This window comes from Arthrobacter vasquezii (genome assembly GCF_029455255.1).
GTDB lineage: Bacteria > Actinomycetota > Actinomycetes > Actinomycetales > Micrococcaceae > Arthrobacter_D > Arthrobacter_D parietis.
Map to the genome: position 1 here is coordinate 13,217 of NZ_JAROKN010000019.1, position 24,515 is coordinate 37,731.

Consider the following 24,515-nt stretch of genomic DNA (forward strand, 5'->3'; position numbering starts at 1 on the left):
ACCAGCCTGCAGTTGAAGGATTGAACCAGATTTGGCCGTGATCCGGAGGGGCTCATTTTCGATGAGCCCCTCCCCTTGTATGTCCCGGTTCCGCGCCGGTCGGCATCCAAGGCGCGGAAGAGGTCCTGGGGTAAGACTCCCCCGCTTCGGCACTGGGCGTATGGGTATTCCGAAGTTCACTCCGCGGCGGTCGCGCGGGCGGTGGCACCTTCTGCAGGGGCGGGGCCAGTCGGGCTGACCCCCGTTGGTTCGGGCAGCCGGGTTCGCCGCGCCTGCCGGCGAAGCCCGGCCAGCGAACCAAGAAGGACGCCGATGGGCAACAGTAGGATCAAGAACAGGCCAGAGAGTCCCGTTCCGGCGGCGATGAGCGTGCCACCGGCAACGCCGCCAGCAGCCGCTCCCAGCCGTCCGCCGAATTCTGCCACGCCGATTCCTGCGCCCCGTACGTGGGCCGGGTAGGCCATGGCGGCCAGCACGCTCCGCGTGGGACCGAAGGCAGTTGGCAGAATGAACCCGGTGATCCCCAAGACCACGATCAGTGAACCGAATTCCGGATCGGGCAGGAGGTAGACCACGACAGACATGACGGCAGCCAACCCGAGAACAATCCCGATGATCAGAAAACGTGACGCCCTGGCCAGGATGGCGCCAAGTATTACCCCGCCCAGGACACTCGCAAAGCCGTAGACCCCGACGATGGTGCTGCTCTGCAGGGTATCGAGCCCCGGGACGGGAAGCTGCAGCAAGGTCGGCAAGTACTGGGCGATCAGCAACTGGGTGCCCAGGGAGAAGAAGCCGAAAAGCCATAGCAGGACCGTCGTGGGCGTCAGAGGAGGTGCCAGGATGGTACTACTGACTGGTGCCTCGAACCCTGGACGCAGAACCGATGATCCGTGAGCGCGCCTTTCCTGTCCCTGGCTCGCAGGGAACGCTGCGCCGCCCGTCCGGCGTTTGGCCGAGACGAAGGCAGGGGATTCAGGGACCACTGCCGCAAGCACTGCGATGATAGCCAGCGGAATCAGGCCGCCGACCACGAGGAGCACCCGCCACCCGGAGGTCGGGAGCAAGGTCCCCGCGAGAGCCGCGCCGACCGTTGTCCCCAAGCCCACACCGGCGTAGGCCGTTGCGAGCAGTGCAGCGCGCCGTCGTTCCGGGATGAGGTCAGCCAGTAGCGTGTTTCCGGATGCCATCGCAGCACCCATCCCCAAGCAGGCCAGAATCCGCCAAGCGGCGAATGCGGTAAAGTCGCCGGCCGTTCCGCCCAAAGCGGTGGCCCCTCCGAAGACGACCACGCTGCCAATGAGGACAGACTTGCGTCCCCACCTGTCAGACAAACCGCCCGCGACCACGGCACCAAGGCCCATGGACAGGAAGCCAACGGCGACCACGAAGGCGATGCCTCCCCCTACCGAGACGCCCCAGCTTTTGATGAGTGTGGGAAAAACATGGCTGACGATGGTGACGTCCATGCCATCGGAGAGCAGGACGAGCGTGATCAGGGTGAAGTAGATCCAGTGCCTGGGGGTCAGGCGTTCAGTGCTCGACCTGCCGGAAGACTGCTTGGCGTGTTCATCTCTCTTATTCAAGCCCCGTGCCATCCCTACTTATCAGACTGTGTGAAGAACTCATTGAGGCGATCAATGGGCAGGTAGTCCTCCGGGGCGCCGGCGAGGTCGGTCAGGTCGTTGTGGTTCCATGAACGGTCCGCCATTGTGGCGAGGTTCTCCCGGGAGACGATTACTGAGGGTTGAACGATTTGGTTGATTTTCGGTCCGTCGCCCTTCAAAATGCGTAAGGCCACATCGACCACTGCCTCGCCGGTGCGCACGGACGGGGTCGTGGTGCCGAAGAATGGGTAGTCCGGGTTCGCCAGCGCCCAGGAGGAGAAGCCGTGGCTCGATCCGTCGTCTGCGATCGGCGGAACCTCCATGCCAGACTCCTCAAAGGCGTTGCGGATGCCTACGCCCATGGTTCCGGCCTGCAAAACGCCGTCAACCCCGGCAGGGTTGGTCGCGAGGAACTTCTGGACCTCCACCTGGGCCGTTGCCGGCTGGAAGAAGCCGGTGACCGACCCGGCGACTTTGATCTCCGGGCAGTTTTTCAGGACGGCATCGATGCCCATGTTCGCGAAGGTTGAGGCAGGGATTCCCGGGATGCCCTCGACGCGCAGGACCGTGCCTTTGCCCCCGAGTGCTCCCACCGTCCCTGCGGTGACCTGGGCGACGGCCAGAGGGGTATTCCTCGTGACGCTCACGGCGAATTCGGAATCGATCGGAATCTGGGCGGCGACCAGCGGTATGCCGGCGTCGTGGGCGGCTTTGGCCAAGCCCACGGACGGCTGCGGTGCAATGGCGGTGTAGATGATCACGTCCGGCTTGAGTGAGAGTGCCTCGTTGAATTGCTGGAGTTGAAGGGGAACATTCGACGGGTCATCCGGGGCGAAGTCGCCGACGATCTTGACGCCATTGTCCTGCAGGCTCGTGCGGATGGCCTCTGACATGGAGGCAATGAAGGGGCTGGCGGGTGGCATGCCTACGATCGCGGCCGTGAAGCCGCCTTCCTTCGGCGACTTGTAGCCTGCCCATGCCGACTTGCGGATCTCGTAGGGGTAGAGGTTGTAGCCCTCGGCGATTTCCTCGGGGAAATCGGCCAGGAGGCCGTTCGGGTCGTTTGCTGCATCCGTCGGCACTGACCCGCAGGTCCCTGCGGCCGCGGGTGACACCTGTGCGGGTGCAGCTCCTGCGGAAGAGTCAGGGGCTGCTGGGGCGGAGGCGGAGCAGCCGGTCAGAACGAGGGCGCTGACCCCCAGGATCGCGGCGCCTTCGGTTGAGAATCGGGGGAAAGAGGTCTTCGTCATTGATGTATCTCCTTGCCAAATGAACGATTCGTATCGTATGGCATTAGGGTCTCACATGCGGTACGATTCGTCTAGTTTCGTATGACCTGCGACACATTCATCGGCTCTTCAAAGGAGATTCGCCGTGAACAACCAACCATCCGGCCTGATGCTTGCCGGAGTGAGCAAGCGCTTCGGCGCCACCCACGCACTCATCGACGGCCACCTCCATTTGCGGCCCGGCGAGGTCCACACGCTTCTGGGCGAAAACGGCTCGGGGAAGAGCACGCTTGTAAAGATCTTGGGAGGGGTGCACCGTTCTGACGCCGGCTCTATCACCCTGGACGGTGTCCCCGTCAACAGCCGGTCGCCTCGAGCGGCCATGGACCTGGGGATCGCGGTGGTGTTCCAGGAAGTCCTCACTGCCGGAAACCAGTCGGTCCTCGAGAATGTCTGGCTCGGGTCCCACGGGATGTTCCGCCGTCGGCTAGGCCGCGCCGGGCAGCGGTCGATCACTAGGGACGTGCTCTCGCGTATCGCAGGCGAGGTGCCCCTTGATCTTCCTGCAGGGCAACTCTCGCTCTCCGAGCGGCAGTCCATCTGCATTGCGCGGGCTCTCGTCCGCAGGCCCAAGGTGCTCATCCTTGACGAGTCGACAGCTTCCCTGGACGTCAAGTCCCGGGATCTGCTGTTCGTCGAGCTGCGCCGCCTCAAGGCCGAGGGGACTGCCATCCTGTTTATCTCACACCGTATGGACGAGGTCGAGGAGATCTCGGACCGGGTCACCGTGCTGAGGTCCGGCCGGAGTGTGTCGACCGTGGACCGTTCGGATCTGTCGATTGACCGGTTGATCACGGACATGACCGGAAACTCCGGCCACGATCAAACCCGGCGGCTACCGCACGACCCCGGGGACATCATCCTGCGGGGAACCGCGCTCCGTCTGTCCCCTGCTTCGGCACCCATCGATTTCGAGCTGCGCGCAGGCGAGGTCGTGGGCCTTGCAGGGTTGGAAGGCCACGGACAGGACCAATTCATCAAGCGTCTGGCCGGCGTGGCTGCCGGGCCAGGCAGCGTTGATCGCATCCTGCCCGAGGGCGACAAAGGGCTCACCGAACGGAACGGGGATGACTTGGGCGTGGCGTACCTGCCCCGGGAACGCCGTGGCGAGTCACTGTTCGAATCCATGTCGATCCGGGAGAACTTCGCACTCCCGACCCTGGCGAAGGACCGTCGCGGAGGGCTTCTGGACACCCGCAACACCGCCCGGCGGTTCGAAGCCTTCGCACAGTCCTTGTCCCTGCGCTTCGGTGCGGGGCAGGATGCAATTTCAACCCTGTCCGGTGGGAACCAGCAGAAGGTGCTGCTGGCGCGCTGGCTCGCCACGGACCCCAAGGTCCTGCTGCTTAACGACCCCACCCGAGGGGTCGACATCGGAACCAAGCGGGAGATCTACGCAATTCTGCACCGGCTCAGTGCCGAAGGCATGAGCGTAGTGATCCTCTCCAGCGAGATCGACGAGCTCGTCGAACTGGTCGACCGTGTGCTGGTCTTCCGGGACCAGGCAGTGTTTGCGCAGATCGACCATTCCAACCTCTCCACCGAATCTATCGTCGCCGCATATTTCGGCCAAAAATCAGAGGTGCACACATGAACCGCGTCCTCCCCCTGTTCCATCGCTGGCCCTTCGCCTTTGCCTTGCTCCTCGCACTGGTGCTGCTGGTGCTGAACCTGATCGTTTCACCGTCATTCCTTTCACCCGCGCGGCTCCCCGGCACCCTGGCCACCCTCGCGCCGTTCGTGCTCGTGGGATTTGCGTCCACACCTTCGATCCTCGCCGGTGGCATTGACATCTCGGTGGGCCCGCTCGCCACCTTCATAAACTGCCTGTTCGTCGCAGTCCTTCTGCCCGCGGGGCTGGGCAGCTGGCATCTTGCTGCACCCATCATCCTGGTGGTGGCTGCAGGGATCGGAGCCCTGAACGGAGTCCTGGTCGCCGTAGTGCGCCTGCACCCGGTGGTCGCAACCACGGGGATGCTGTTCCTGCTTGTTGGCCTGTCGCTGACCATCGCCCAGAATCCGGTGGCCGCCCCGGACAATTGGACGGAGGTATTAGCCGGGGGCATCGGGTTCGTCCCGGGCGCGTTCCTGAGCATCGGCGTCGCCGGGTTGATCTGGTTCGCTTTGCGCCGCACGGCCTTCGTCAGCAACCTCCTGGCCACCGGCGAAAGTGATATTTCCGCCTACGGATCCGGCGTGAACATCAAGGTAATCCGGATCCTGGCGTACACCCTCGGTGGTCTGTTCGCGGGTATAGCGGGTCTCGCACTGACGGCCATCGTGCAGTCATCGCAGTCATCGCTCGCCGCCACCTATGCCCTCCTGGGGCTTGCCGCGGCCGTGCTGGGCGGGACGAGCCTGGCCGGGGGCCGCGGCGGGCTGTTGGGGGCCCTTTTCGGGGCGGTCGCCATCTATCTTCTGCAGCAGTTACTTACGGCCTCGGGCGTGGCACCCAGCCTCATCCAATTCGCTTACGGCGCCGTTCTCGTCGTCGGCGTCGTGCTGGGCGCAACGCTGTTGGCGCCACGCTTGAAAAGGAATGCAACATGACTCTTCCCCGTACCCAATCACCCAAGGCACCAGCGGCCCGGGCGACGGCCTGGGCCAGGTTCCGAGCGCGGACCATCGAGGTGCCGGCCCTCCAAATACTCGTGGTGGTGGCGTTGGCGGCCTGGCTGGTGATCACCATGCCGGCCATCGCAAACCCCAGGTCCATCACCTCAATACTGGTCATTACATCCCTCCTGGCCTTGGCGGCCATGGGCCAAACGCTCGTGGTGATTTTGGGTGGATTGGACCTGGCCGCGCCCGGCTACATCCTGTTCGGTGCCTTCATGGCGGCAAACGTCGCCGGCAAACTCGCTGTCCCGTCGGTCGTGGCCCTTTTGATCACAGTGGTGGTCTGCGGCGGCATCGGCGCCCTGATTGGCTGGATATGCCACCGGTTGACGGTCCAGCCACTGGTCGTCACGCTGGGCATCGGCGCCGCCATCACGGGCGCCACGCTGTTCCTTGCCGACGGCGACTATTCCTCCGCTCCGCCTGACGCCCTGCGTTCCTTGGCCAGTCTGCGGGGGACCACCTTTGGCCTACCGTTCCCGCCGATCATCCTGATCGTGTTCCTCTGCGGGGTTGGCATGTGGCTTTTCCTCAACCGCACCGCTGCTGGACGTCGGTTCTATGCGACCGGAATCAATTTCAGGGCCGCGCGGTTGGCAAGAATCCGGACTTCTGCCGTGTGGACAATTGTCTTTGCGGCTTCCGGGGCACTGGCCGGGGTTGCCGGTACCTTCATCGCATCCTTCGGCTCGGGATGGTCGCAGACCATCGGGGAACCCTATCTCTTCTCTGGCCTGGCCGCGGTCCTTGTCGGCGGCTCAATCTTCGGCTCGATCCGCGGCAGCTACACCCGGACGCTGCTGGGCGCACTGATACTCACTCTCTTGTCAACGATTATCGTCAGCAATGGGCTGACAGAAGCCCAAAGCCGCATCGTCTTCGGAGTCATCATCCTCACCGTGGTCTCCCTCTACGGTCGGGAACGCCACGTCCGCAACAGGTTTTAAGGCTGGGCCTGGGCTACGGTAATTCCGGCATTCATAAGGAAAACGCCTACCAAGGAGAACACATGCCCCCCTGAGTCCGCCACAGTTGCGGAGGTCCTCTCCAGCCCCTGGAAGATCAACGGCCTGACAATTAAAAACCGCTATGTGCTCAGCCCTATGGCCGTCCTTCAGCCGACGGAGGACGGCCACCCCAGCGATCAGACGATCGCATTCCTCACCACGCAGGCACGCGGTGGCGCAGGGCTGCTGATCATCGGTGGAGGCGTGGCAACTGAGCGCGGAAACCAAGAGGCACCGTTCCAGCCCCTGATGCGCTTCGACCATGACGAATTTATACCGGGTCTTCGGCGTATGGTAGATGCCGTACACGAGCACGAAGTACCCATCTTCGCCCAGATCTTCCCGAGTTTCGGCGCCATGGGCGTGCGAGCCGTCGGCCGCCCCACAAGGGCCGCGAGCCCGAAGCCCGCCCGAATGGCTGCACCTCGCCTGCCCCACGGCTTCTACATTCCCGGGGGCAGAACGAACCCAACACCTGCGGAGATCACCAAAGAGGAAATCCTCGAGGTCCGGGGGCAGACTGTCGCTGCGGTGCGGCGCGCCAAGTCGGCAGGTTTCGACGGCGTCGAGCTGGGCGCGCACATGCGCTACCTCTACTCCTCATTCCTGTCGCCGCGCACGAACTGGAGGACCGATGAGTACGGTGGCAGCGCCGAAAACCGCGCCCGCATCATGGTCGACACACTTCGCGCGATTCGCGCCGACGTCGGTGCTCACTATCCCGTGGGCCTCAGGATGAGCACGAACGACCACCTTCCCGATGGCCAGGGCCCTGCCGGATTCGCTGAGGTCGCAGCGATCATTGAGAAGGAGGGGTTGGGATATATCGCCCTGAGTGATGCGAACTACGAATCGATGGACCAAAACGTAGCCTCCGAATCTGGCGCAATCCTGGAGCACGGAGAGCCGCAGGCGTTCCGCGCCGCCATGCCCGAGGTCCCGTTGCTCCTCAGCAGCACCTACGACCCGCAACAGTGTGCAGAAGCCATCACCGCGGGGTTCGCGGACGGAATCATGCTGGCCCGGCAGATGCTGGCCGATCCGGAATTCCCGAACAAGGTCCTTCAGGAAAGACAGGATGAGATTGTGTGGTGCGACCACGACAACTCATGCCTTCGCCGTCTGATCTTCAGCGTGCCTGTGAGGTGCCACAAGAACCCTGCCATGGGACGTGAAGCGGTCCTCGCGGGGTCCAAGGAGCCAGTCTCCGTTAAGTTAAAGCGTCCCATCCAAGGCCTGCTGATCGCCGCGGCCGGCTCGCCGGTCCTCATGGGCATCGCCGACAAGCTGGTTGCTGCCGGACCGAAGGCATCCAGGAGCTGACCCTCTTGCCGCGCCGGAACCCCGCCCGTGGCAGGGTTTCCGGCGCGGCTGTCTTTCGAGCGGCTCAGTCAGCCGGGCGCAGGACCTTGCCCGTTCCACGGTAGATGGCGACGGTCCGCTCCCCCGCCTGCACCACCACGTCCACAATCATCCGGCGGCCCTCGTGAAAGGTCACTCCAGCGGAGGCGACCAGCTCCTCCGAGATGCGGGCCGGGGAAATGTATGAGATGGAAGCCTCTGCGGTCGCTATTCCCGTACCGAACGTGTTGGCGGCCATTGCGAACGCAGTGTCTGCCAAGGAGAAGACCAATCCACCATGGGCAATCCCGTGCCCGTTAGCCATTTCCGGAGTAACCCGGAGGGTTGCCGTGGCCCGTCCCTCGTTTGCGTGCAATACGTGGATGCCGAGGCCCTTCAGGCTCCGGTCGGCGGCGAGCATCGAGCGGGCTGGGTCGGCAATGAGCGTCGGCTGGTTCATGACAGTCTTTCCACTACCATCGCCATACCTTGGCCGCCGCCCACGCAGAGCGTGGCCAGGCCGAGCGATCCGTCCCTTGCCTCCAGCCCATTAATGAGGGTCCCGACCAGCCGTGCACCGGTCGCACCGAACGGGTGGCCCAGCGCAATCGCGCCTCCAAACGGGTTGACCTGCTGTGGATCCGCGCCCAACTTGCGCACCACAGGAACAACCTGGGCGGCGAACGCCTCGTTCAGCTCGACGATTGCGATGTCCCCGATCGCCAGGCCCAAACGGTCCAGCAGGCGACGGGACGCGTCCAGCGGACCCAGTCCCATGATTTCCGGCGACAGGGCGCTTGCGGCACTGCCCAGAATGCGAGCCAGTGGCTTCAACCCGAGTTCGCTCGCTCGGCGGGCGCTCATCACGACCAGGGCCGACGCCCCGTCGTTGAGCGGGCTGGCGTTGCCAGCGGTGACAGTTCCGGACTCGTGGAACACCGGCTGGAGGCCGGAGAGGGCTTCCAGGGTGGTGCCCGGGCGCGGGCCGTCATCGGCACAGACCACTGTGCCGGTAGCCGTAGTCACCGGCACAATCTCGCGCGCGAAGTACCCGGACTCGATCGCCCGTTCCGCCCTGAGCTGGGACTCCAGTGCCCATTCGTCTTGGTCACGGCGCGTGGTGCCGGTTTGCCGGGCAACGAACTCTGCTGTTTTGCCCATGGAGAGATATACATCGGGAAGCTGCCCTTGATCCCGAGGATCGACCCACGGTTGGCCGTCTTCGAAGACAGCATTGGCACGCCGTGCTGCGTTCGCGAAGGAGGGGTGTGGTGATTCAACGACGGGCGGAGTCGATGTGGTCGATTCAACACCGGCGACCAGGAACACGTCACCATCACCAGCACGCACTGCTTGGGCTGCCATCGCTGTGGCCTGGAGCGAGGAGGCGCAGAACCGGTTCACTGTTACGGCGGGGACGCCGTCCATTCCTCCAAGCACCATGACGCGGCGTCCGATGTTGTCACCTTGTGCACCCTGCGGGACGGCGCAACCCACGTAGGCATCCGAGAACTCAGCGAAGTCCAGCTGCGGAACCTCAGCGAGTGCTCCCCGGATGGCGGCAAGAGCCAGGTCTTCGGGTCGTTCACCGGAAAAGGAGCCCTTGCGGGCCCGGCCGATTGGTGTTCTGCGGTAGGCGACGACAACCGCGTCATTTGGCGCCATGGCGGTCTTCACGATGATGTTTCCTTTGATTGTGGCCGCCTCGTTGTTGCCTCTGGCACGAGGAGCTCCCCGGGCCGAGAGAGACTCGATGGATCGGGGGATGCATTGTCACGACGTAATCTCGGGGACAGGTGCATCCGGTACCTACTATCCTATACGGACCGTATCGTACGATACAAGACCCAGGCCTTGGTGTGCCTGAGGAAGCAACTAACCAAATGGACCCCGAGGGCACGAGGAACACCGAGCCGCCAAGTACTGGAGCTGGCCATCGCGGCCGAGTCTGGCGTTTGCGACCCTGCGGACGGGACGGCAGGCTCCCAAGTGATTTACACGGCGGCGGCTACCCTGCGGCGAGTCCCTCTAATGCCGTCTGCATGATGGCATCAGTGGCCTTGGCGTCCAAGGGACCCGATTGGAACAATAGGCGGAAGTACACGGGGGCGTAGAGCATCTCCGTGACGACCTGTGCGTCGAGATCCTTGCGCATTGAGCCCTCGCCTATGGCTCGCTCAACGAGTGACGTAACGACCTGCGCGCGCGGGATCCAGAAATGTTTCTTGAATTCAGCCATCGCTGCCTCGTCCTGCTGGCACTCACCAATGAGCTGCGCGACGAGCCGGCCCTCGTTACCCGCGTAGACCTCTGCAAGTGAGGCCATATGCTCACGGAGCGCGTCGATGGCAGGGACATCCTGGCGAACCGGGGTCCGAGCGACGTGATTGTCCAAGAAGGTGTCGATAACTACGGCAACCTTGCTGGACCACCACCTGTAGATGGTGGTCTTGCTGACGCCTGCCTCGCGGGCAATACGCTCAATCGAGAGCTTTTGCACTGTAAGCCCGGTAGGCCCCGATTCTTCGAGCAACTTCATGGTTGCTTCCAGGACGGCCCGACGACTTCCTTCGCTTCTGATTGCCATGGCCCAAGCCTAAGTGAACCGTCATTCAATACGAAACGTACAAGATGGTGTTCTGCCACCTCAGTTACCTCCGCCAGGCCGGGGCGTGAACTCTCGGCGAAGAACGGTCCAGCACGGTACCCGCGACGCCAGATCGTGAGGCCAAAAAGAATTTGAAAACCACCTTGTGGGATGGTTTTTAAGTTGTTACGCTCAACTGGCAGCGTCGAAACGATTCAGATTCGGCCGTTCCCACAATGCTTGAGATTCAAAGGAGAGTCCCCATGATTAGTCACGACCAAAAGGCTGCCAATCGGCAGGGGTGGCGCGTCGCGTTCGCCTCCGGCCTTGCCTCCTATGTCGACGCCGGAGCCATCGCAGGCACGGGAACGGCTCTGGTGATCCTTCAGGGTTCCCTTGGCCTGACGCCCGCGCAGATCGGACAACTGTCGGGGCTGCTGACGGTCATGATCGCCTTCGGAGCCTTGGTTGGTGGACGGCTCGGCGACAGGTTTGGCCGCCGCCGGATCTTCCTGGCGACGCTGAGTATCTATTTTCTGGCAGCTTTGGCCCTTGCTGTCGCCCCCAGCATTGCACTGCTCTTTGTCGGCTTGGCGGTGCTCGGACTGGCGGCCGGCGCAGACCTGCCCGTGTCGATGGCGATGATCGCGGAATCTGCGCCTGAAAACAAGCGCGGAAAGATGGTGACATTCACCCACGTTCTTTGGATGGCGGGCATTCTGGGCGTCATTGTTATCAGCATCTTCTTTGGCAACGCCGGAACCCTCGGCGCCCAGATCATATACGGCCATCTGGCTGCCGTAGCACTAATCGCTATTGCCTTACGCTGGGGCATCCCGGAGTCGCGACTCTGGAATGAGTCGCAGAATAACCCTGTGGATGAGGAGCGGCTCGATCTGCGTTCGTTGCGCGCCCTCTTCTCGCCTAAGCTCTTTCCCCCGCTTGCTGCTACAGGCCTTTTCTACGCACTGGTCAACATCGCCGCTAACACCAACGGCCAGTTCTCTACGTATCTCTTCGTAAATGTGGCCGGCGTGGACGTCGCCACCGCTTCCAAGCTGGGACTGGGCATCCTGCTCCTCAGTGTCGCGGGGCTGTTCGTCATGATGCGCATTGTTGACGGCGCGAACCGACACCGCGCGTTCGTCTTTGCAGCCATCCTGGCCCTCGTGGGACTGGCAATCCCGCTGGTGTTCGGCGTCAACGCCATCACGTTGGTCCTCATGGGAGTGTTCGGGGCCCTCGGCGGTGCCGTTGCCGGTGAGCCCATGTACAAAATATGGTCGCAAGAGCTATTCCCCACCAGCCACCGCAGCACGGCTCAGGGCATCACTATCGCATTCGCCCGGCTCGTCGCTGCAGGCGCTGCACTGGTCACGCCGCTGATCATCTCGGCCGGTCCAGCTCTTCTGTTCCTGTTCCTGTTCGTTGCCTCGGCTGCGGCATACCTCATCGGCATTTTCTGGATCTTCCGTATGCGGAAATTCCTGAAGAATGACGACGGATTGTCAGCCACCCGGACAGCTCCCCAAAATGTCGCCGGGTAGCTGACGCAAAATTGAAGACAGCAGCATCGCGAACGGTCCTGCCCACCATGCCGGAGCGGTTACCAGAAGGCTAAATTATGACGATGCAAACAGAGGACAGCCAAACTACCGCCCCACGTCCCAAACGCGTCCGGAGGACCGGCCCCTACAAGGCAGGTGATGCACGGAGAGAGGCTATTCTCGAGGCAGCAATCGAGCACTTCTCCCAATGGGGCTACTTCAACTCCTCCATGCCCAAAATCGCCGCCGAGGTCGGGTTGACCAAGGCCGGCCTGATCCACCACTTCGGCAGCAAGGAAGCACTCTTGTCGGCTGTCCTCGAACTGCGGGACCAACGCGCCGTGAGCGCCTTCTTCGCGGAGGACTTCCGGAACGACCCCCTAAGGTACTTCCGCCAAGTGGCAGCCCAGGCCGCGTTCAACGAAAGCCAGCCCGGACTTACGCAAATGTTCACCATCCTGGCTGCCGAATCATCGAACGAGGAACATCCGGCCCACGAGTTCTTCCGGCAAAGATACGCGAACATCATCGAACATACGTCTGCTCTCCTGGACAAGATGGTCGCTGCCGGGACGCTCTTGCCGGGAACCGATGTCCGCCAAGTCGCCAGCGAGATGCTCGCCGTCGTGGACGGATTCACCATCCAGTGGGCCCTCGCCAAACCGCCCATTTCACTGCACGACACAATCCGCAACTATCTCGACAGGCTCGCCAAGTCGATAACCACTAACGGCCGCGGGCTAGACGACTGATTAGGCCGCAGCCCGGCCGCTACTCAGCGAAGTTCACTTCATACACTCGGAAAGAAGCACATGACAGCACTGCCATGGTCCGCGACGATGATCGCGCCCGACGAGGAATTCGGTGGTGCGCCGCTGCTCCGAAAGGAATTCTCCCTGGCTGACGACCATGGCGACGCGGTTACGGCGACCCTCCATGCGACTTCCTTTGGCATCTTTGAAGCCTTCCTCAACGGCAGCCGGGTAGGAGATGAAGTGCTGGCCCCGGGCTGGAGCTCCTATGAATGGCGGCTGCGCTATCGGAGCTATGACGTAACGGGACTGCTACAGCCCGATAACGTCCTTGGTGCCGCCCTTGGAAATGGCTGGTACCGCGGCAACCTCTCCTGGAACGGCAACTCCGCGTTCTACGGAAAGGAACTTGGATTCTTCGGGCAGCTCGAAATCGAGTACGCGGACGGCTTCGTACAGACCGTCAGTAGCGACTTGTCCTGGCAGTCCGGGCCTGCGGCGACAATCAAAAACGACCTGTACAACGGGCAAACCATCGATGCCCGCAGTGCAGGGGACACATGGGCAGGGCTCGATTGGGATCCGACGGAGTGGAGAGGAGTCCACGCGCTGGAGTTCGACACGGCACGTTTGGCCGAGCCCATTGGCCCGCCAGTCGTCCGCAATGAGGTCATCAAGCCCGTCCACGTATTCACGTCTCCTAGCGGCAAGACCATCGTTGATTTTGGCCAGAACCTCGTCGGTTGGGTCCGGTTCACGGTGCAGGGCCAACGCGGCGCGGTCATCATCCTGCGCCACGCCGAAGTCCTGGAGGACGGCGAACTGGGCGTCCGACCGCTGCGGACAGCACAGGCTACCGACACCCTTATCCTTTCCGGGGGGCAGGACTTCTTTGAACCCACCTTCACCTTCCATGGTTTCCGCTACGCCGAAGTTACCGGCTGGCCGGATGACCTCACAGCAGACGCTGTTGAGGCCGTCGTCGTCCATTCAGCCTTAGAACGCACCGGTCACTTCGAATGCTCCAACGAGCTGGTGAACCAACTCCACAAAAATATTGTCTGGGGACTGAAAGGAAATTTCCTCGACCTGCCCACCGACTGCCCACAGCGGAACGAACGGCTCGGCTGGACCGGCGACATCGCTGTCTTCGCACCAACCGCCGCCTACTTGTATGACGTCAAAGACTTCCTGCAGGATTGGCTCCTGGACCTAGCGGCTGAGCAGACAGCAGCCGACGGGCTGGTGCCTTTCACCGTGCCGGACATCCTCAAATACGAGGAGCATCCTAAGGAATTTCCGGCCCCCGAATCCACTGCCCTGTGGAGCGAAGCCGCGGTATGGGTTCCGTGGGCCCTCTGGGAAGCCCATGGAGACCCGGCAGTACTCAGCCGGCAATACGGGTCAATGTCGGCGCACACCCGGCGCGTAGAGGGACTGCTTTCGGAAAATGGCCTGTGGGATCAGGGCTTCCAGTTCGGTGACTGGCTGGACCCAGACGCTGCCCCCGACCAGCCCTGGAACTCCAAAGCCGACAATGGCGTCGTGGCCACTGCCTGCCTCTACCGGACCGCCCGCATCACGGCAGAAACGGCTTCGCTCCTTGGTTACGATCAGGACGCCCAACACTTTGCCAGCCTCGCGCAACGGGTACGTGCCGCCTTCAACATCCACTACATCGGAACCGACGGCACGATCGCCAGCGACTGCACCACTGTGTATGCCTTGGCCCTTGCCTTCAACGTCCTGGACAGCGAGGAAAAGCGGATCTTCGCAGGGAACCGTCTGTCCGAACTTGTGGCTAAAAACGATTACCGAGTGTCCACTGGGTTCGCCGGCACTCCTTTCGTAACCTGGGCACTCTCCGAATCCGGACACGTCGCAGACGCTTATCGGCTGCTCCTCGAAGAGCAATGCCCGTCCTGGCTCTATCCGGTGACAATGGGAGCAACAACCGTCTGGGAACGCTGGGACTCGATGCTTCCCGACGGCACAATCAATCCGGGTGAAATGACCAGCTTCAACCACTACGCCCTGGGCGCAGTCGCCGACTGGCTCCATAAAGTTGTCGGCGGCATCCGGCCCCTGGAACCCGGTTACGCCAAAGTCCTTTACGCCCCGAGGCCAGGCCAGGGGATCGACTGGGCCAAAACCAGCCTTGCCACCCCACACGGGCTGGTGGCAAGCGAATGGCACCTGACCACGGATGGGGAATTCAAGTACACGCTCACGGTCCCCGATGGTGTAGCTGCAGAAATCGATCTGCCGTCCACACCTAGGCAGACCGTAGAGGCAGGCACACACACATTCACCACTACCGGCCTCGTCCCGGCAGGAGACCCCAAATGAAGCACACAACCATCACTGGCCCCGCCTACGAAGATGCCACGCGCACCGTAGCTGAACGCGTGGAAGATCTGCTGGGACGCATGACGCTGGAGGAGAAAGCCGGACAGATGTTCCACGCTGTCTCCCTCGGCGGCGCAGACGTCGATCACAAGACACAGAGGCTCGTAACAGATGGCCTTCTGAGCCACTTCAACGTGCACCAGCTGCCGGACGCCCGCACCGCAGCGCGCTGGCACAACAAAATTCAGGAACTGGCGGCCGGGACCAGGCTCGGCATCCCCATCACCCTGTCCACGGACCCCCGGCACGCCTTTGCGGAAAACCAGGGCGCATCATTTGCGGCCGGCTTTTTCTCCGCCTGGCCTGAGCCCTTGGGCATGGCCGCACTCCGGGATCCGGAAACCGTGCGTCGGTTCGCTGACACCGCACGTCAGGAGTACCTGGCCGTCGGCCTCCGCGCAGCGCTGCACCCCACCGTGGACCTGGCCACCGAACCCCGCTGGGCCCGGCAGTACAGCGGCTTCGGCCAGGATCCTGAGCTGACGGGCAAACTGGCCGCAGCCTACCTCGATGGGTTCCAAGGGCACTTGGTCGGTAGCAGGAGCGTCGCGTGCATGACCAAGCACTTTCCTGGCGGCGGCCCGCAAAAAGACGGCGAAGACCCCCACTTCCCCTACGGGCGCGAGCAGGTCTATACCGGCGGAAGATTCGAAGACCATCTCCTTCCCTTCCGTGACGCCCTCGCAGCCGGGACCAGCGCCATCATGCCGTACTACGGAATGCCCGTCGGACTCAGCAGGAACGGCGAAGCCATCGAGGAAGTGGGCTTCGGATTCAACCGCCAGATCATCACTGGACTGCTGCGCAACGAACTCGGCTACGACGGAGTGGTATGCACCGACTGGGGTCTCCTGCACGATCTCAACGTCTTCGGCATGGACTTGCCTGCCCGAGCCTGGGGGGTTGAGCACATCTCCGTCGAAGATCGGGTAGTAAAGGTGATCGAAGCCGGCTGTGACCAGTTCGGTGGCGAATCCTGTCCCGAACTCGTCGTGGAGCTCGTCAAGACGGGCCGCATTTCCCCGAAGCGCATCGACGAGTCAGTGCGGCGTCTACTGAGGGTCAAGTTTGAGCTGGGGCTCTTCGAGAACAGGCATGTAGATGAGGATGCCGCAGCAGCTCTTGTGGGTAACCCCCAGTTCCGCGAGGAGGGCCTCAAGGCACAAAGCCGGTCCGTCGTCGTCCTCAATACTTCCGACGATGTCCTTCCCATCACATCATCGACGCGGGTATATCTGGAGGGCATGTCCCCCGCTGCCATCCAGTCCAGCGTCACTATTGCAAAGACGCCATTGGAGGCGGACCTCGCTATTGTCCGCTTGGACGCCCCCTACGAGCCCCGAAACGATCTGTTCCTCGAGGCCAGTTTCCACGCCGGAAGCCTTGAATTTGATGACACCGTCACCTCCCGCCTGCAGGAACTCTCAAGCCACGTCCCTGTGGTTCTGGTAATCAACCTGGACCGCCCGGCCATCCTCACACCTCTCGAACCGTACTGCTCCGCAATTCTGGCCACGTTCGGAGTGTCCGACGAAGCCCTCACCCGCGTCCTCACCGGAACTGAGGTCCCGGAAGGCCGACTTCCCTTTGAGTTGCCTCGGTCAACTGAAGCGGTCCTCCAGACGGACAGCGATGTCCCGGGAGGCACACCGGATCCGCTGTACGCATACGGCCACGGCCTTCGCAGTCTGCGAGAACCTGCAGTCTAGGAATTGAGGCGGCAGAGGGGGCAAAGGCCTTACAAAGTCCCTCCATGGCCTTTAGGACGAGGAGCCGAAAATCCTCTTAAACCGCCCTTGTTCACTAGCAAATTGGTCGTCGCCCGCAGCGGCAACGAGACGGCTAAGTCCTGAAGCAGCAAGGGACAGCGCAGTGTATGGAAGCCAGCGGGATTTGGACCAGCAGAGTGCTGAAGGTGGTCTAAAAAGGATCCAACAACTAATTCTCTACGGCAGCGCTTGGGCGGCTTGCACACCAGAAACGCGAGCATCTGAGATGTCGCGGGAGAAGAAGAGGTTTTCGGGGTCCAGCGGCATCGGATTCGTAGGGCGGTCGGCGGAGTCGCGCCACCAGACGTTAACCTCCTATTTTCCGCGATAGGCCACCTTCAAGACGGAAGGTTTAGAACCCTTGCTACACCTGCCCTAAAACAGCTTGCCCAATTCACTCACGGTCTGGTCGAAGAGGTACACCGGATCGGAGTCAACGCCGTCGAACTCGTCGCGAGCGAAAGTTTGCCAGGTAACACGCCAGGCTGCAGTCACGACCTCGGCCACCAGGAGCGCCTGGAGAAACCCGAGGGTGCCTCGTTGAACCAGTACTGCGCTAAGCGCCTCGACAAGATCCCGCTCCCGGCGGGCGACTGCCCGCAGCAGTTCAGGTTCTTGGATCAGCAGGCGGGAAATCCTGCGGAAATCCCTCTGCTCCACCTCCTGGGCAAAGAGCTTTCGGCACACGGCCAACAAGTCATCCAGAATCCCTGAGACGCCGGTGTGGGTGCTTTCGCAGGCCACCAGGGCATCGATCAGTCCCTCTTGGCCGGGCATGAGAGCGTGTTCCTTCGAGGGGTAATAGCGGAATATGGTGCGCTCGGAGATGCCCAAGCGCGTGGCAATGTCGCCGATCGTCGTGGCATCCAGTCCCTGCTCCTCCACCAGGTCCAGCGTGGCGTCCTGGATCTCGTGCAGCATCCGGGCGCGGTGTTCTTCTCGGATACCCAAGGCTTTGCTCTTTTCTTGAAGTGGGGCCGGGCGGCCCTAGACCCTTTGCTACATCCTGTCACGCTCTGACGCCTTTGTACCCTAAAGCTGTCAGGGTATGACACCATTGCTTCGTTCAGTTCTATAGAAGAGGTTATTTGTGGCTAAGTCCGCACAAGACACGGTTCCCCCCGCCGCTTTTCCGCTTTCGCAGGCCGCGCCCACGTTGTCAAACAAACAACTCACCGGAATCATTGGTGCACTGGCTCTTGCCGCGTTTTTGATGATCCTTAACGAAACCGTGCTGACTGTCGCGTTGCCGTCCATCATGGCGGGCTATGGGGTATCCGCTGCAGCTGGCCAGTGGCTCACCACCGGATTCCTGCTCACTATGGCCGTGGTCATCCCCATGACCGGCTACCTGCTGCAGCGCTACACCATGAGGGGCCTGTTCATTTTTGCGCTGTGCAGCTTCCTCGTCGGCACTGGGTTGGCGGTAATCGCGCCCACCTTTGCCGTCCTGTTGGTCGCCCGCATCATCCAAGCCGTCGGCACCGCCGTAGTGCTGCCCCTGCTGATGAACACCACGCTGACGCTGGTTCCATCCCAGCACCGCGGCATGGTCATGGGGCTGAACTCGATCGTGATCTCGGTCGGCCCGGCCATCGGGCCCACCGTTTCTGGTGTCATGGTCAACTCCTTGTCCTGGCGCTGGATCTTTGGCGTCATGGCGCCGCTAGCCATCATCATCCTGGTGCTGGGCATCATTTTCATAAGGGTGCCCTCCGCCGTCCGCAAGCTGTCTGTCGACATCTTTTCCGTCATCCTTTCGGCATTCGGCTTCGGCGGCCTGGTGTACGCCATTTCCACCATCGGCGGCGCGATGGAGAACCCCTTCGTTCCCCTCGTCAGTGGGGTGATCGGCCTGGCCGCCCTAGCACTGTTCATCATTCGCCAGGTCCGCCTGACCGGACCCGGCCGCGAGTTGCTGAACCTGCAGCCGTTCAAGAACCGCACCTTCACCCTCAGTGTCGTCATGATCATGATTGCCATGGGCACGCTTTTGGGTACCGTGGTTATCTTGCCTATCTTCCTCCAGAACGGCAGCGGCCTGGACACCCTGACCATCGGCATGATGTTGTTGCCCGGCGGCTTGGTGCAGATTCCCGTGGGCCCGATCTTCGGCCGCGTCTTCGACCGCCATGGCCCCCGCCCGGTGCTGATCCCGGGCGCTCTCATGCTGGCGATGGGCCAATGGCTCTTCACTACCATCAATCCGGGCACCGCGCTCTGGCTAATCGTCACTTACCACACGATCTTCTCCATCGGCCTGGCCATGCTGATGACAGGCCTGCTCTCCGCGGCACTGACTGGCGTCCCGCACAAGCTCTACGGCCACGGCTCGGCCATCTTCAACACCGGCCAGCAGCTAGGCGGTGCCATCGGCACCACGATCTTCGTGACCGTCATGAGCGCCATCGCGGTTGCCGAGACCGGCTCTGGATCGGCCCTGGTCGACGGCCTGTTCCGCGGCGCCCATATAGCCTTTATCGTCGGTGGGACCTTCGCAACGATCGGCGTGATTTGCGCCCCATTTATCAAGGCCTCTAAGCGCGACTGACACCACTTCCCCCGAAGCCACAAGACCGCTCTGGCGACCAATCCTGGGCTCCACGTTGAAACCGTTCGACTGTACCGGGGGCCCTTCTCCAGCTACGCGGCGAGTGACTTCCCATGGCGATCCCGGCATCGAGTTGCTGTCCGCATCAAGAACGATGTCGGGGTCCGAGTCGCGTCGCTCAAGTACGGCCTTCTTCAGTATTTGCCGGCAGGTTCGCCTACTATCGGGGTCACGCGCTCTGCGCGCGAATATGCTCTGGATTCGAAAAGTCCAGCGCTGATGCCGACGTTCTGGGTGTTACTGGCCAACAGGTTATGAGCTACACCACCCCGTGCTGCAGGCCTCGACCGAGAGCTGATATGACAGATCTCGCCATTTGGGATCGTATGCCGAGGGTCAGCATTGACTTCACCGCGTGCGAACGATTGCAGCACTGCAACAGGCATATCTTTTGGACGCTCGGTCCACCACCCTGAACAGCTCCGGATCTAAACTTGAACATCTCATCTCCTCATCGAGATCAACAAGCAGCGCTCCCTGGAGGGCTCCCTCGCCCACACAGGCAAACCATTGGCACCGCGTTCCGCAGGCCAAACGATGCCGCCCCTTGAGTCCGGCGACCTTCATCGCATCACAGGGGTTCATTGTCGGTGCGGTCGGTACCCTCGGGGTTCGCGGCTGGCATTGGACTCACCGCTGTTACATGAGGTGCCGAGGGCTTAGCAGGAGCACGTTGCAACTATGCCGACGGAACTGCCGCTTGCACCTGGTGATGCAGGAGGGGTGCGAAGAACGCTCCTAGCTCAGTGTGGGCCGTCAGTGGCAGGACGTTTGCCACGTACTGGTCTGGGCGCACTACTACGACGACACCGCAGCGGTTTAGGCCGCGGAGTTCGAAGATGTCCGCGGCTGGATCGGCGGCATAGACCTTCTCGTAGTCCGTGAGCTTGAAGGGGCCTACCTGCGGCTTGAACACGGCGGGAACCTTTCCAATGTCCACATCGGTGTGCGGCTGCTGGTAGACCACCTTCACATCGAACCAGGCGTCCGGATCAGCGTCCGACGGCGTTGCGGCCAGCGGTGACTCAGGCGAATTGGCAATCCACTTAGCGAAAAGTTCAGCGGGCGAGGAAGCGCCGTAGTCTCTTTCCTGTCCGGCCTGTGGGACGGCGGCGTCGGCGAACACGTAGATGCGCCAGCGGCCATCTGCTGTAGCGTGGTGGCCCAAGTGCACTGGATTGGTATCGGCAACACGCACAACGGGTGCCGACTTGAAGCGTTTGCCCACGGGGAAGCCTGAGGCCAGAGCTTGGTGGTCAGCAGTGCCGACCAGCATCGAATGGGCGTACTGGGTCATAAAACCAGCGGGGAACTCTGCGGTGCTCACGTAGAAGTCCTCCAGCTCCGAGGGGTTTGCGAACTCTTCGGGCTTCTTGGCCATCATGGTTGACCATTCCTTGTCGAAATCGATCAGGTTCTTGGCCACCACCTGCCGCTCTTCGGAGTAGGTGGAGAGAAGGCTCTCGGGGCTGCGGCCCTCGAGCACGTGGCCGAGTTTCCAAGCGATGTTTAACCCGTCCTGCATGGAGACGTTCATGCCCTGACCCGCCTTTGCACTGTGCGTGTGGCAGGCATCCCCGCTGATAAACACGCGCGGAGTCTGGATGCCGCGGTCCTCCGGCAGGACGTCATCGAACCGGTCCGTGAGCCGGTGCCCCACTTCATAGACGCTGTGCCACGCCACGTCGCGGACGTCCAGGGTGTAAGGGTGGAGGATCTCATTGGCCTTGGCAATAATTTCCTCGATGGTGGTGTTGCGGACTGCACCCTTGTCTCCAGGGTCCACCTCGCCGAGGTCAACGTACATCCGGAAGAGGTGACCGCCTTCGCGCGGGATCAGCAAAATGCTGCCACCGGTGCCTGATTGAATGGCGCACTTGGTGCGGATGTCGGGGAAGTCGGTGACGGCGAGTGCGTCCATGACGCCCCAGGCGTGGTTGGCCGCATCACCAGCAAGGGTGCAACCAATTGCCTGACGCACTTTGCTACGTGCGCCGTCGGCACCCACGACATACTTGGCGCGAACGATGCGCTCTTGGCCTTCGTTCGGCCCGGCAGTACGCAGCAGCGTAACGGTGACCGGATACTCCCCCTCGTCGGCAACCTCAAGACCCTGGAACTCGTAGCCGTAGTCCGGAACCATGCGTGTGGGCGCGTTCGCCATGTACTCGGCGAAGTAGTCCAGAACGCGGGCCTGGTTCACAATGAGGTGCGGGAATTCGCTGATGCCTGCGGGGTCATCCGGGGTCCGGGCGGTGCGGACGATTCGCGACGGGTCGCTAATGTCAGGCTTCCAGAACGCCATCTCGGTGATCGCGTAAGCCTCTGCAATGATGCGTTCTGCGAACCCGAATGCCTGGAACGTTTCGACACTGCGGGCCTGGATGCCGTCGGCCTGGCCGATGGCAAGCCGCCCAGGGCGGCGCTCAATGATCCGTGTGGTGACGTTCGGGAACTGGGAGAGCTGGGCCGCTGCCAGCATGCCAGCTGGGCCGGTTCCCACAATCAGCACATCGACTTCGTCCGGCAGTTCCTGAGGGCGATTGAGGCCGGCGCCAGCGGCGGGCTGGACCCGGGGGTCTCCGGATACATAACCGTAGTGGTGAAACTGCACGGGTTTTCCTCACTTCACTGTGGGCTTCAATCTCGGGTTGTTCACTCTGCGAAGTCGCATTTCGACATCCGAAACGATACGTTTAGTATGTCACTGTACCCGCCGCTCGACACGGGGGACAAGTCGAGCGTCAGCTGATGGACTCCGCGCGGGAGGATGAATTGACGGAGACGCCGCCATCCCTGATAGTGATCGTATACGATTTCGTACTTGATGAGGAGAACGTTTTGGAGCAGGTCAACGAGCACACCCTAGGGGTGGCACGCAAGGTGATTGCGGTACACATCAACTACCCCAGCAGGGCTTCGCAGCGGGGCCGGACGCCGGCCCAGCCGTCCTACTTCCTTAAGCCGTCCTCGTCGCTCTCCCTCAGCGGCAGTGCAGTGGAACGCCCCGCGGGTTGTGAGCTGCTCGGCTACGAGGGCGAGATCGCGCTGGTCATCGGCAAGGCCGCCCGCCGGGTAGGCATCAACGATGCCTGGAGCCATGTGGCAGCGGTGACTGCCAGCAATGACCTTGGCGTCTACGACTTGCGCTGGGCGGACAAGGGCTCGAACCTCCGGTCCAAAGGTGGCGACGGTTACACTCCGGTGGGCCCGGCACTGATCCCGGCAGACGCCGTCGACCCCGCCCAACTGCGCGTCCGCACCTGGCACAACGGCCAGCTGGTCCAGGACGACACCACGGAGGACCTGCTCTTCCCGTTCGCCCGGCTGGTGGCGGACCTCTCCCAGCTGCTCACCCTCGAAGAAGGGGACATCATCCTCACCGGCACGCCGGCGGGGGCGTCCGTGGCCAATCCCGGGGACGTGCTCGAGGTGGAAGTGTCCAGCGTTGACGGCAGCCTGACCACAGGTCGCCTGGTCACGCGGGTGGAGGAAGGGACGACGCCGTTCGCTGATTTCGGTGCCGGCCCCAAGGTTGATGACCTGCAGCGCGAGGAAGCGTGGGGTTCCCGCGAGGCCGCCGGACTTCCCTCCCCCGCACTCTCCCCCGAGCTAAAGGCCAAACTCGAAAGCGTCGCCACGGCCACCCTCTCATCTCAGCTGCGGAAGCGCGGCCTCAACAACGTCAGCATCGACGGCCTGCAGGCAACCCGGCCGGACCGCCGCATTGTGGGCCTGGCCCGTACGCTGCGTTACGTGCCCAACCGTGAGGACCTGTTCAAGACCCACGGCGGGGGTTTCAACGCCCAAAAGCGCGCCATCGACTCCGTGAACGAGGGCGAAGTCCTGGTCATGGAGGCGCGCGGTGAGAAGGGCACCGGCACGGTGGGTGACATCCTGGCCCTGCGCGCCCAGGTGCGTGGGGCCGCGGCGATCATTACCGACGGCGGCGTCCGCGACTACACCGCCGTGGCAGGCCTGGAGATGCCCACGTATTTCGCCAACCCGCACCCCGCAGTGCTGGGCCGCCGCCACATCCCGTGGGATACCGACATCACCATCGCCTGCGGCGGGGCCACCGTCCAGCCCGGTGACATCATCGTTGCGGACTCCGACGGCATCCTGGTGATCCCGCCGGCCATCGCCGAAGAACTGGTAGAGGACTGCATCGCCCAGGAACAGGAAGAAGCCTTCATCTTCGAAATGGTCAAACAGCGCAACAGCGTGGACGGCCTCTACCCGATGAACGCCGAGTGGCAGGCCCGGTACCAGGACCGGAAAACAGGCAACGCAGATGAGTGAAACAGCCGTTACCGACCTGCCAGGTTCAAGCGTCACCGGGAGCAAGTCTGAGCAGGCGTACCAGGCCGTGAAAGCGCGGATTGTAGAAGGCGCCTACTCGCCCGGGTACCGTCTGGTCCTGGCTGCCATTGCCAAGGACCTCGGGTTCAGCGTGGTCCCGGTCCGCGAGGCCATCCGCCGGCTCGAAGCCGAAGGCCTGGTGACGTTCGAACGCAACGTCGGCGCCACGGTCGCCGGGATCGATCCCACGGAGTACCTCTACACGATGCAGACGCTGAGCATCGTGGAGGGCGCCGCAACCGCGTTGTCCGCGCCGTTGATCGATTCGGTGGCGATTGCCCGGGCACGGGCGGTGAACGAGGAGATGCGCCACTGCCTGCAGCATTTCGATCCCGTCCGGTTCACGCAGCTGAACCAGGACTTCCACAGCGTCCTCTTTGAGTACTGCCCCAACCCGCACATCCTGGACCTCGTCCACCGCGGCTGGAACCGGCTGGCATCCCTCCGGTCCTCCACCTTCCGCTTCGTTCCCGGCCGGGCCCACGATTCCGTGGACGAACACGAAGCACTGCTCCAGCTCATCGAATCCGGAGCGGACGCCGATGCCATTGAAAAGGCGGCCAGGCTCCACCGTTCCGCCACGCTCGACGCCTACCTCGCCCAATCCAATTAGCA

General features: G+C 62.5%; 18 protein-coding genes. 11 read left to right on the forward strand and 7 right to left on the reverse strand.

The features are described 5' to 3' along the window. Positions 1-176 precede the first annotated feature (176 nt). Complete coding sequence (locus P4U43_RS08975) at positions 177-1,586, reverse strand: MFS transporter (RefSeq protein ID WP_277358428.1); 1,410 nt, start codon at positions 1,584-1,586, stop codon at positions 177-179. Positions 1,587-1,600: 14 nt separating this feature from the next. Next, a complete protein-coding gene (locus P4U43_RS08980) occupies positions 1,601-2,857 on the reverse strand; it encodes a substrate-binding domain-containing protein (protein WP_277358429.1) in 1,257 nt (418 codons plus the stop codon). A 124-nt stretch (positions 2,858-2,981) separates the two neighbouring features. Here P4U43_RS08980 and P4U43_RS08985 point away from each other — a divergent pair, with 124 nt between their 5' ends. The 4 genes from P4U43_RS08985 (at position 2,982) to P4U43_RS09000 (ending at position 7,845) form a co-directional block, all read left to right on the forward strand. Then, positions 2,982-4,490, forward strand: coding sequence for a sugar ABC transporter ATP-binding protein (locus P4U43_RS08985; RefSeq protein ID WP_277358430.1), 1,509 nt, complete (start codon positions 2,982-2,984; stop codon positions 4,488-4,490). Further along, entirely contained in the window at positions 4,487-5,446 is a 960-nt protein-coding gene (locus P4U43_RS08990) for an ABC transporter permease (protein WP_277358431.1), read from the forward strand. Before P4U43_RS08985 ends, P4U43_RS08990 begins: the two co-directional genes overlap by 4 nt. Further along, positions 5,443-6,462, forward strand: coding sequence for an ABC transporter permease (locus P4U43_RS08995; protein WP_277358432.1), 1,020 nt, complete (start codon positions 5,443-5,445; stop codon positions 6,460-6,462). The genes P4U43_RS08990 and P4U43_RS08995 overlap by 4 nt, the downstream gene beginning before the upstream one ends. A 114-nt stretch (positions 6,463-6,576) precedes the next feature. Beyond that, on the forward strand, positions 6,577-7,845 hold the full coding sequence (locus tag P4U43_RS09000) for an NADH:flavin oxidoreductase (protein WP_277358456.1): 1,269 nt from the start codon (positions 6,577-6,579) through the stop codon (positions 7,843-7,845). A gap of 64 nt (positions 7,846-7,909) precedes the next feature. On the opposite strand, the gene P4U43_RS09005 is transcribed toward P4U43_RS09000, so the two are convergent. The 3 genes from P4U43_RS09005 to P4U43_RS09015 form a co-directional block, all read right to left on the reverse strand. Then, positions 7,910-8,323 (reverse strand): hotdog fold thioesterase, encoded by a 414-nt coding sequence (locus tag P4U43_RS09005; protein ID WP_277358433.1) that lies wholly within the window; start codon positions 8,321-8,323, stop codon positions 7,910-7,912. Continuing rightward, positions 8,320-9,540, reverse strand: a complete 1,221-nt coding sequence (locus P4U43_RS09010; RefSeq protein ID WP_318533019.1) for an acetyl-CoA C-acyltransferase — start codon at positions 9,538-9,540, stop codon at positions 8,320-8,322. Before P4U43_RS09010 ends, P4U43_RS09005 begins: the two co-directional genes overlap by 4 nt. A 331-nt stretch (positions 9,541-9,871) precedes the next feature. Then, positions 9,872-10,450 (reverse strand): TetR/AcrR family transcriptional regulator, encoded by a 579-nt coding sequence (locus P4U43_RS09015; RefSeq protein ID WP_277358434.1) that lies wholly within the window; start codon positions 10,448-10,450, stop codon positions 9,872-9,874. A gap of 263 nt (positions 10,451-10,713) precedes the next feature. On the opposite strand from P4U43_RS09015, the gene P4U43_RS09020 reads away from it, so the two are divergent. From P4U43_RS09020 to P4U43_RS09035, 4 genes are all read left to right on the forward strand, one after another. Next, positions 10,714-11,997 carry an MFS transporter gene (locus P4U43_RS09020; RefSeq protein ID WP_277358435.1) on the forward strand — a complete coding sequence of 428 codons (1,284 nt, stop codon included), beginning with the start codon at positions 10,714-10,716 and terminating at the stop codon, positions 11,995-11,997. A 77-nt stretch (positions 11,998-12,074) separates the two neighbouring features. Continuing rightward, on the forward strand, positions 12,075-12,749 hold the full coding sequence (locus P4U43_RS09025) for a TetR/AcrR family transcriptional regulator (RefSeq protein ID WP_277358436.1): 675 nt from the start codon (positions 12,075-12,077) through the stop codon (positions 12,747-12,749). Between the two features lie 60 nt (positions 12,750-12,809). Beyond that, positions 12,810-15,098: an alpha-L-rhamnosidase gene (locus P4U43_RS09030; protein WP_277358437.1), complete on the forward strand. Its 2,289-nt coding sequence runs from the start codon at positions 12,810-12,812 to the stop codon at positions 15,096-15,098. Next, positions 15,095-16,867, forward strand: coding sequence for a glycoside hydrolase family 3 protein (locus P4U43_RS09035; protein ID WP_277358438.1), 1,773 nt, complete (start codon positions 15,095-15,097; stop codon positions 16,865-16,867). Before P4U43_RS09030 ends, P4U43_RS09035 begins: the two co-directional genes overlap by 4 nt. 435 nt (positions 16,868-17,302) lie before the next feature. On the opposite strand, the gene P4U43_RS09040 is transcribed toward P4U43_RS09035, so the two are convergent. After that, the gene (locus tag P4U43_RS09040; protein WP_277358439.1) at positions 17,303-17,878 is read right to left on the reverse strand and encodes a TetR/AcrR family transcriptional regulator; all 576 of its coding nucleotides are present in this window, start codon (positions 17,876-17,878) and stop codon (positions 17,303-17,305) included. A 139-nt stretch (positions 17,879-18,017) separates the two neighbouring features. On the opposite strand from P4U43_RS09040, the gene P4U43_RS09045 reads away from it, so the two are divergent. Beyond that, positions 18,018-19,478 (forward strand): MDR family MFS transporter, encoded by a 1,461-nt coding sequence (locus tag P4U43_RS09045; protein WP_277358440.1) that lies wholly within the window; start codon positions 18,018-18,020, stop codon positions 19,476-19,478. 739 nt (positions 19,479-20,217) lie between these two features. Here the strand turns inward: P4U43_RS09045 and P4U43_RS09050 are convergent. Further along, positions 20,218-22,152 (reverse strand): FAD-binding monooxygenase, encoded by a 1,935-nt coding sequence (locus P4U43_RS09050; RefSeq protein WP_277358441.1) that lies wholly within the window; start codon positions 22,150-22,152, stop codon positions 20,218-20,220. Positions 22,153-22,379: 227 nt separating this feature from the next. On the opposite strand from P4U43_RS09050, the gene P4U43_RS09055 reads away from it, so the two are divergent. Continuing rightward, positions 22,380-23,840 carry a fumarylacetoacetate hydrolase family protein gene (locus tag P4U43_RS09055; RefSeq protein WP_277358458.1) on the forward strand — a complete coding sequence of 487 codons (1,461 nt, stop codon included), beginning with the start codon at positions 22,380-22,382 and terminating at the stop codon, positions 23,838-23,840. Next, positions 23,833-24,513: a GntR family transcriptional regulator gene (locus P4U43_RS09060; protein WP_277358442.1), complete on the forward strand. Its 681-nt coding sequence runs from the start codon at positions 23,833-23,835 to the stop codon at positions 24,511-24,513. The genes P4U43_RS09055 and P4U43_RS09060 overlap by 8 nt, the downstream gene beginning before the upstream one ends. Positions 24,514-24,515 lie beyond the last annotated feature (2 nt).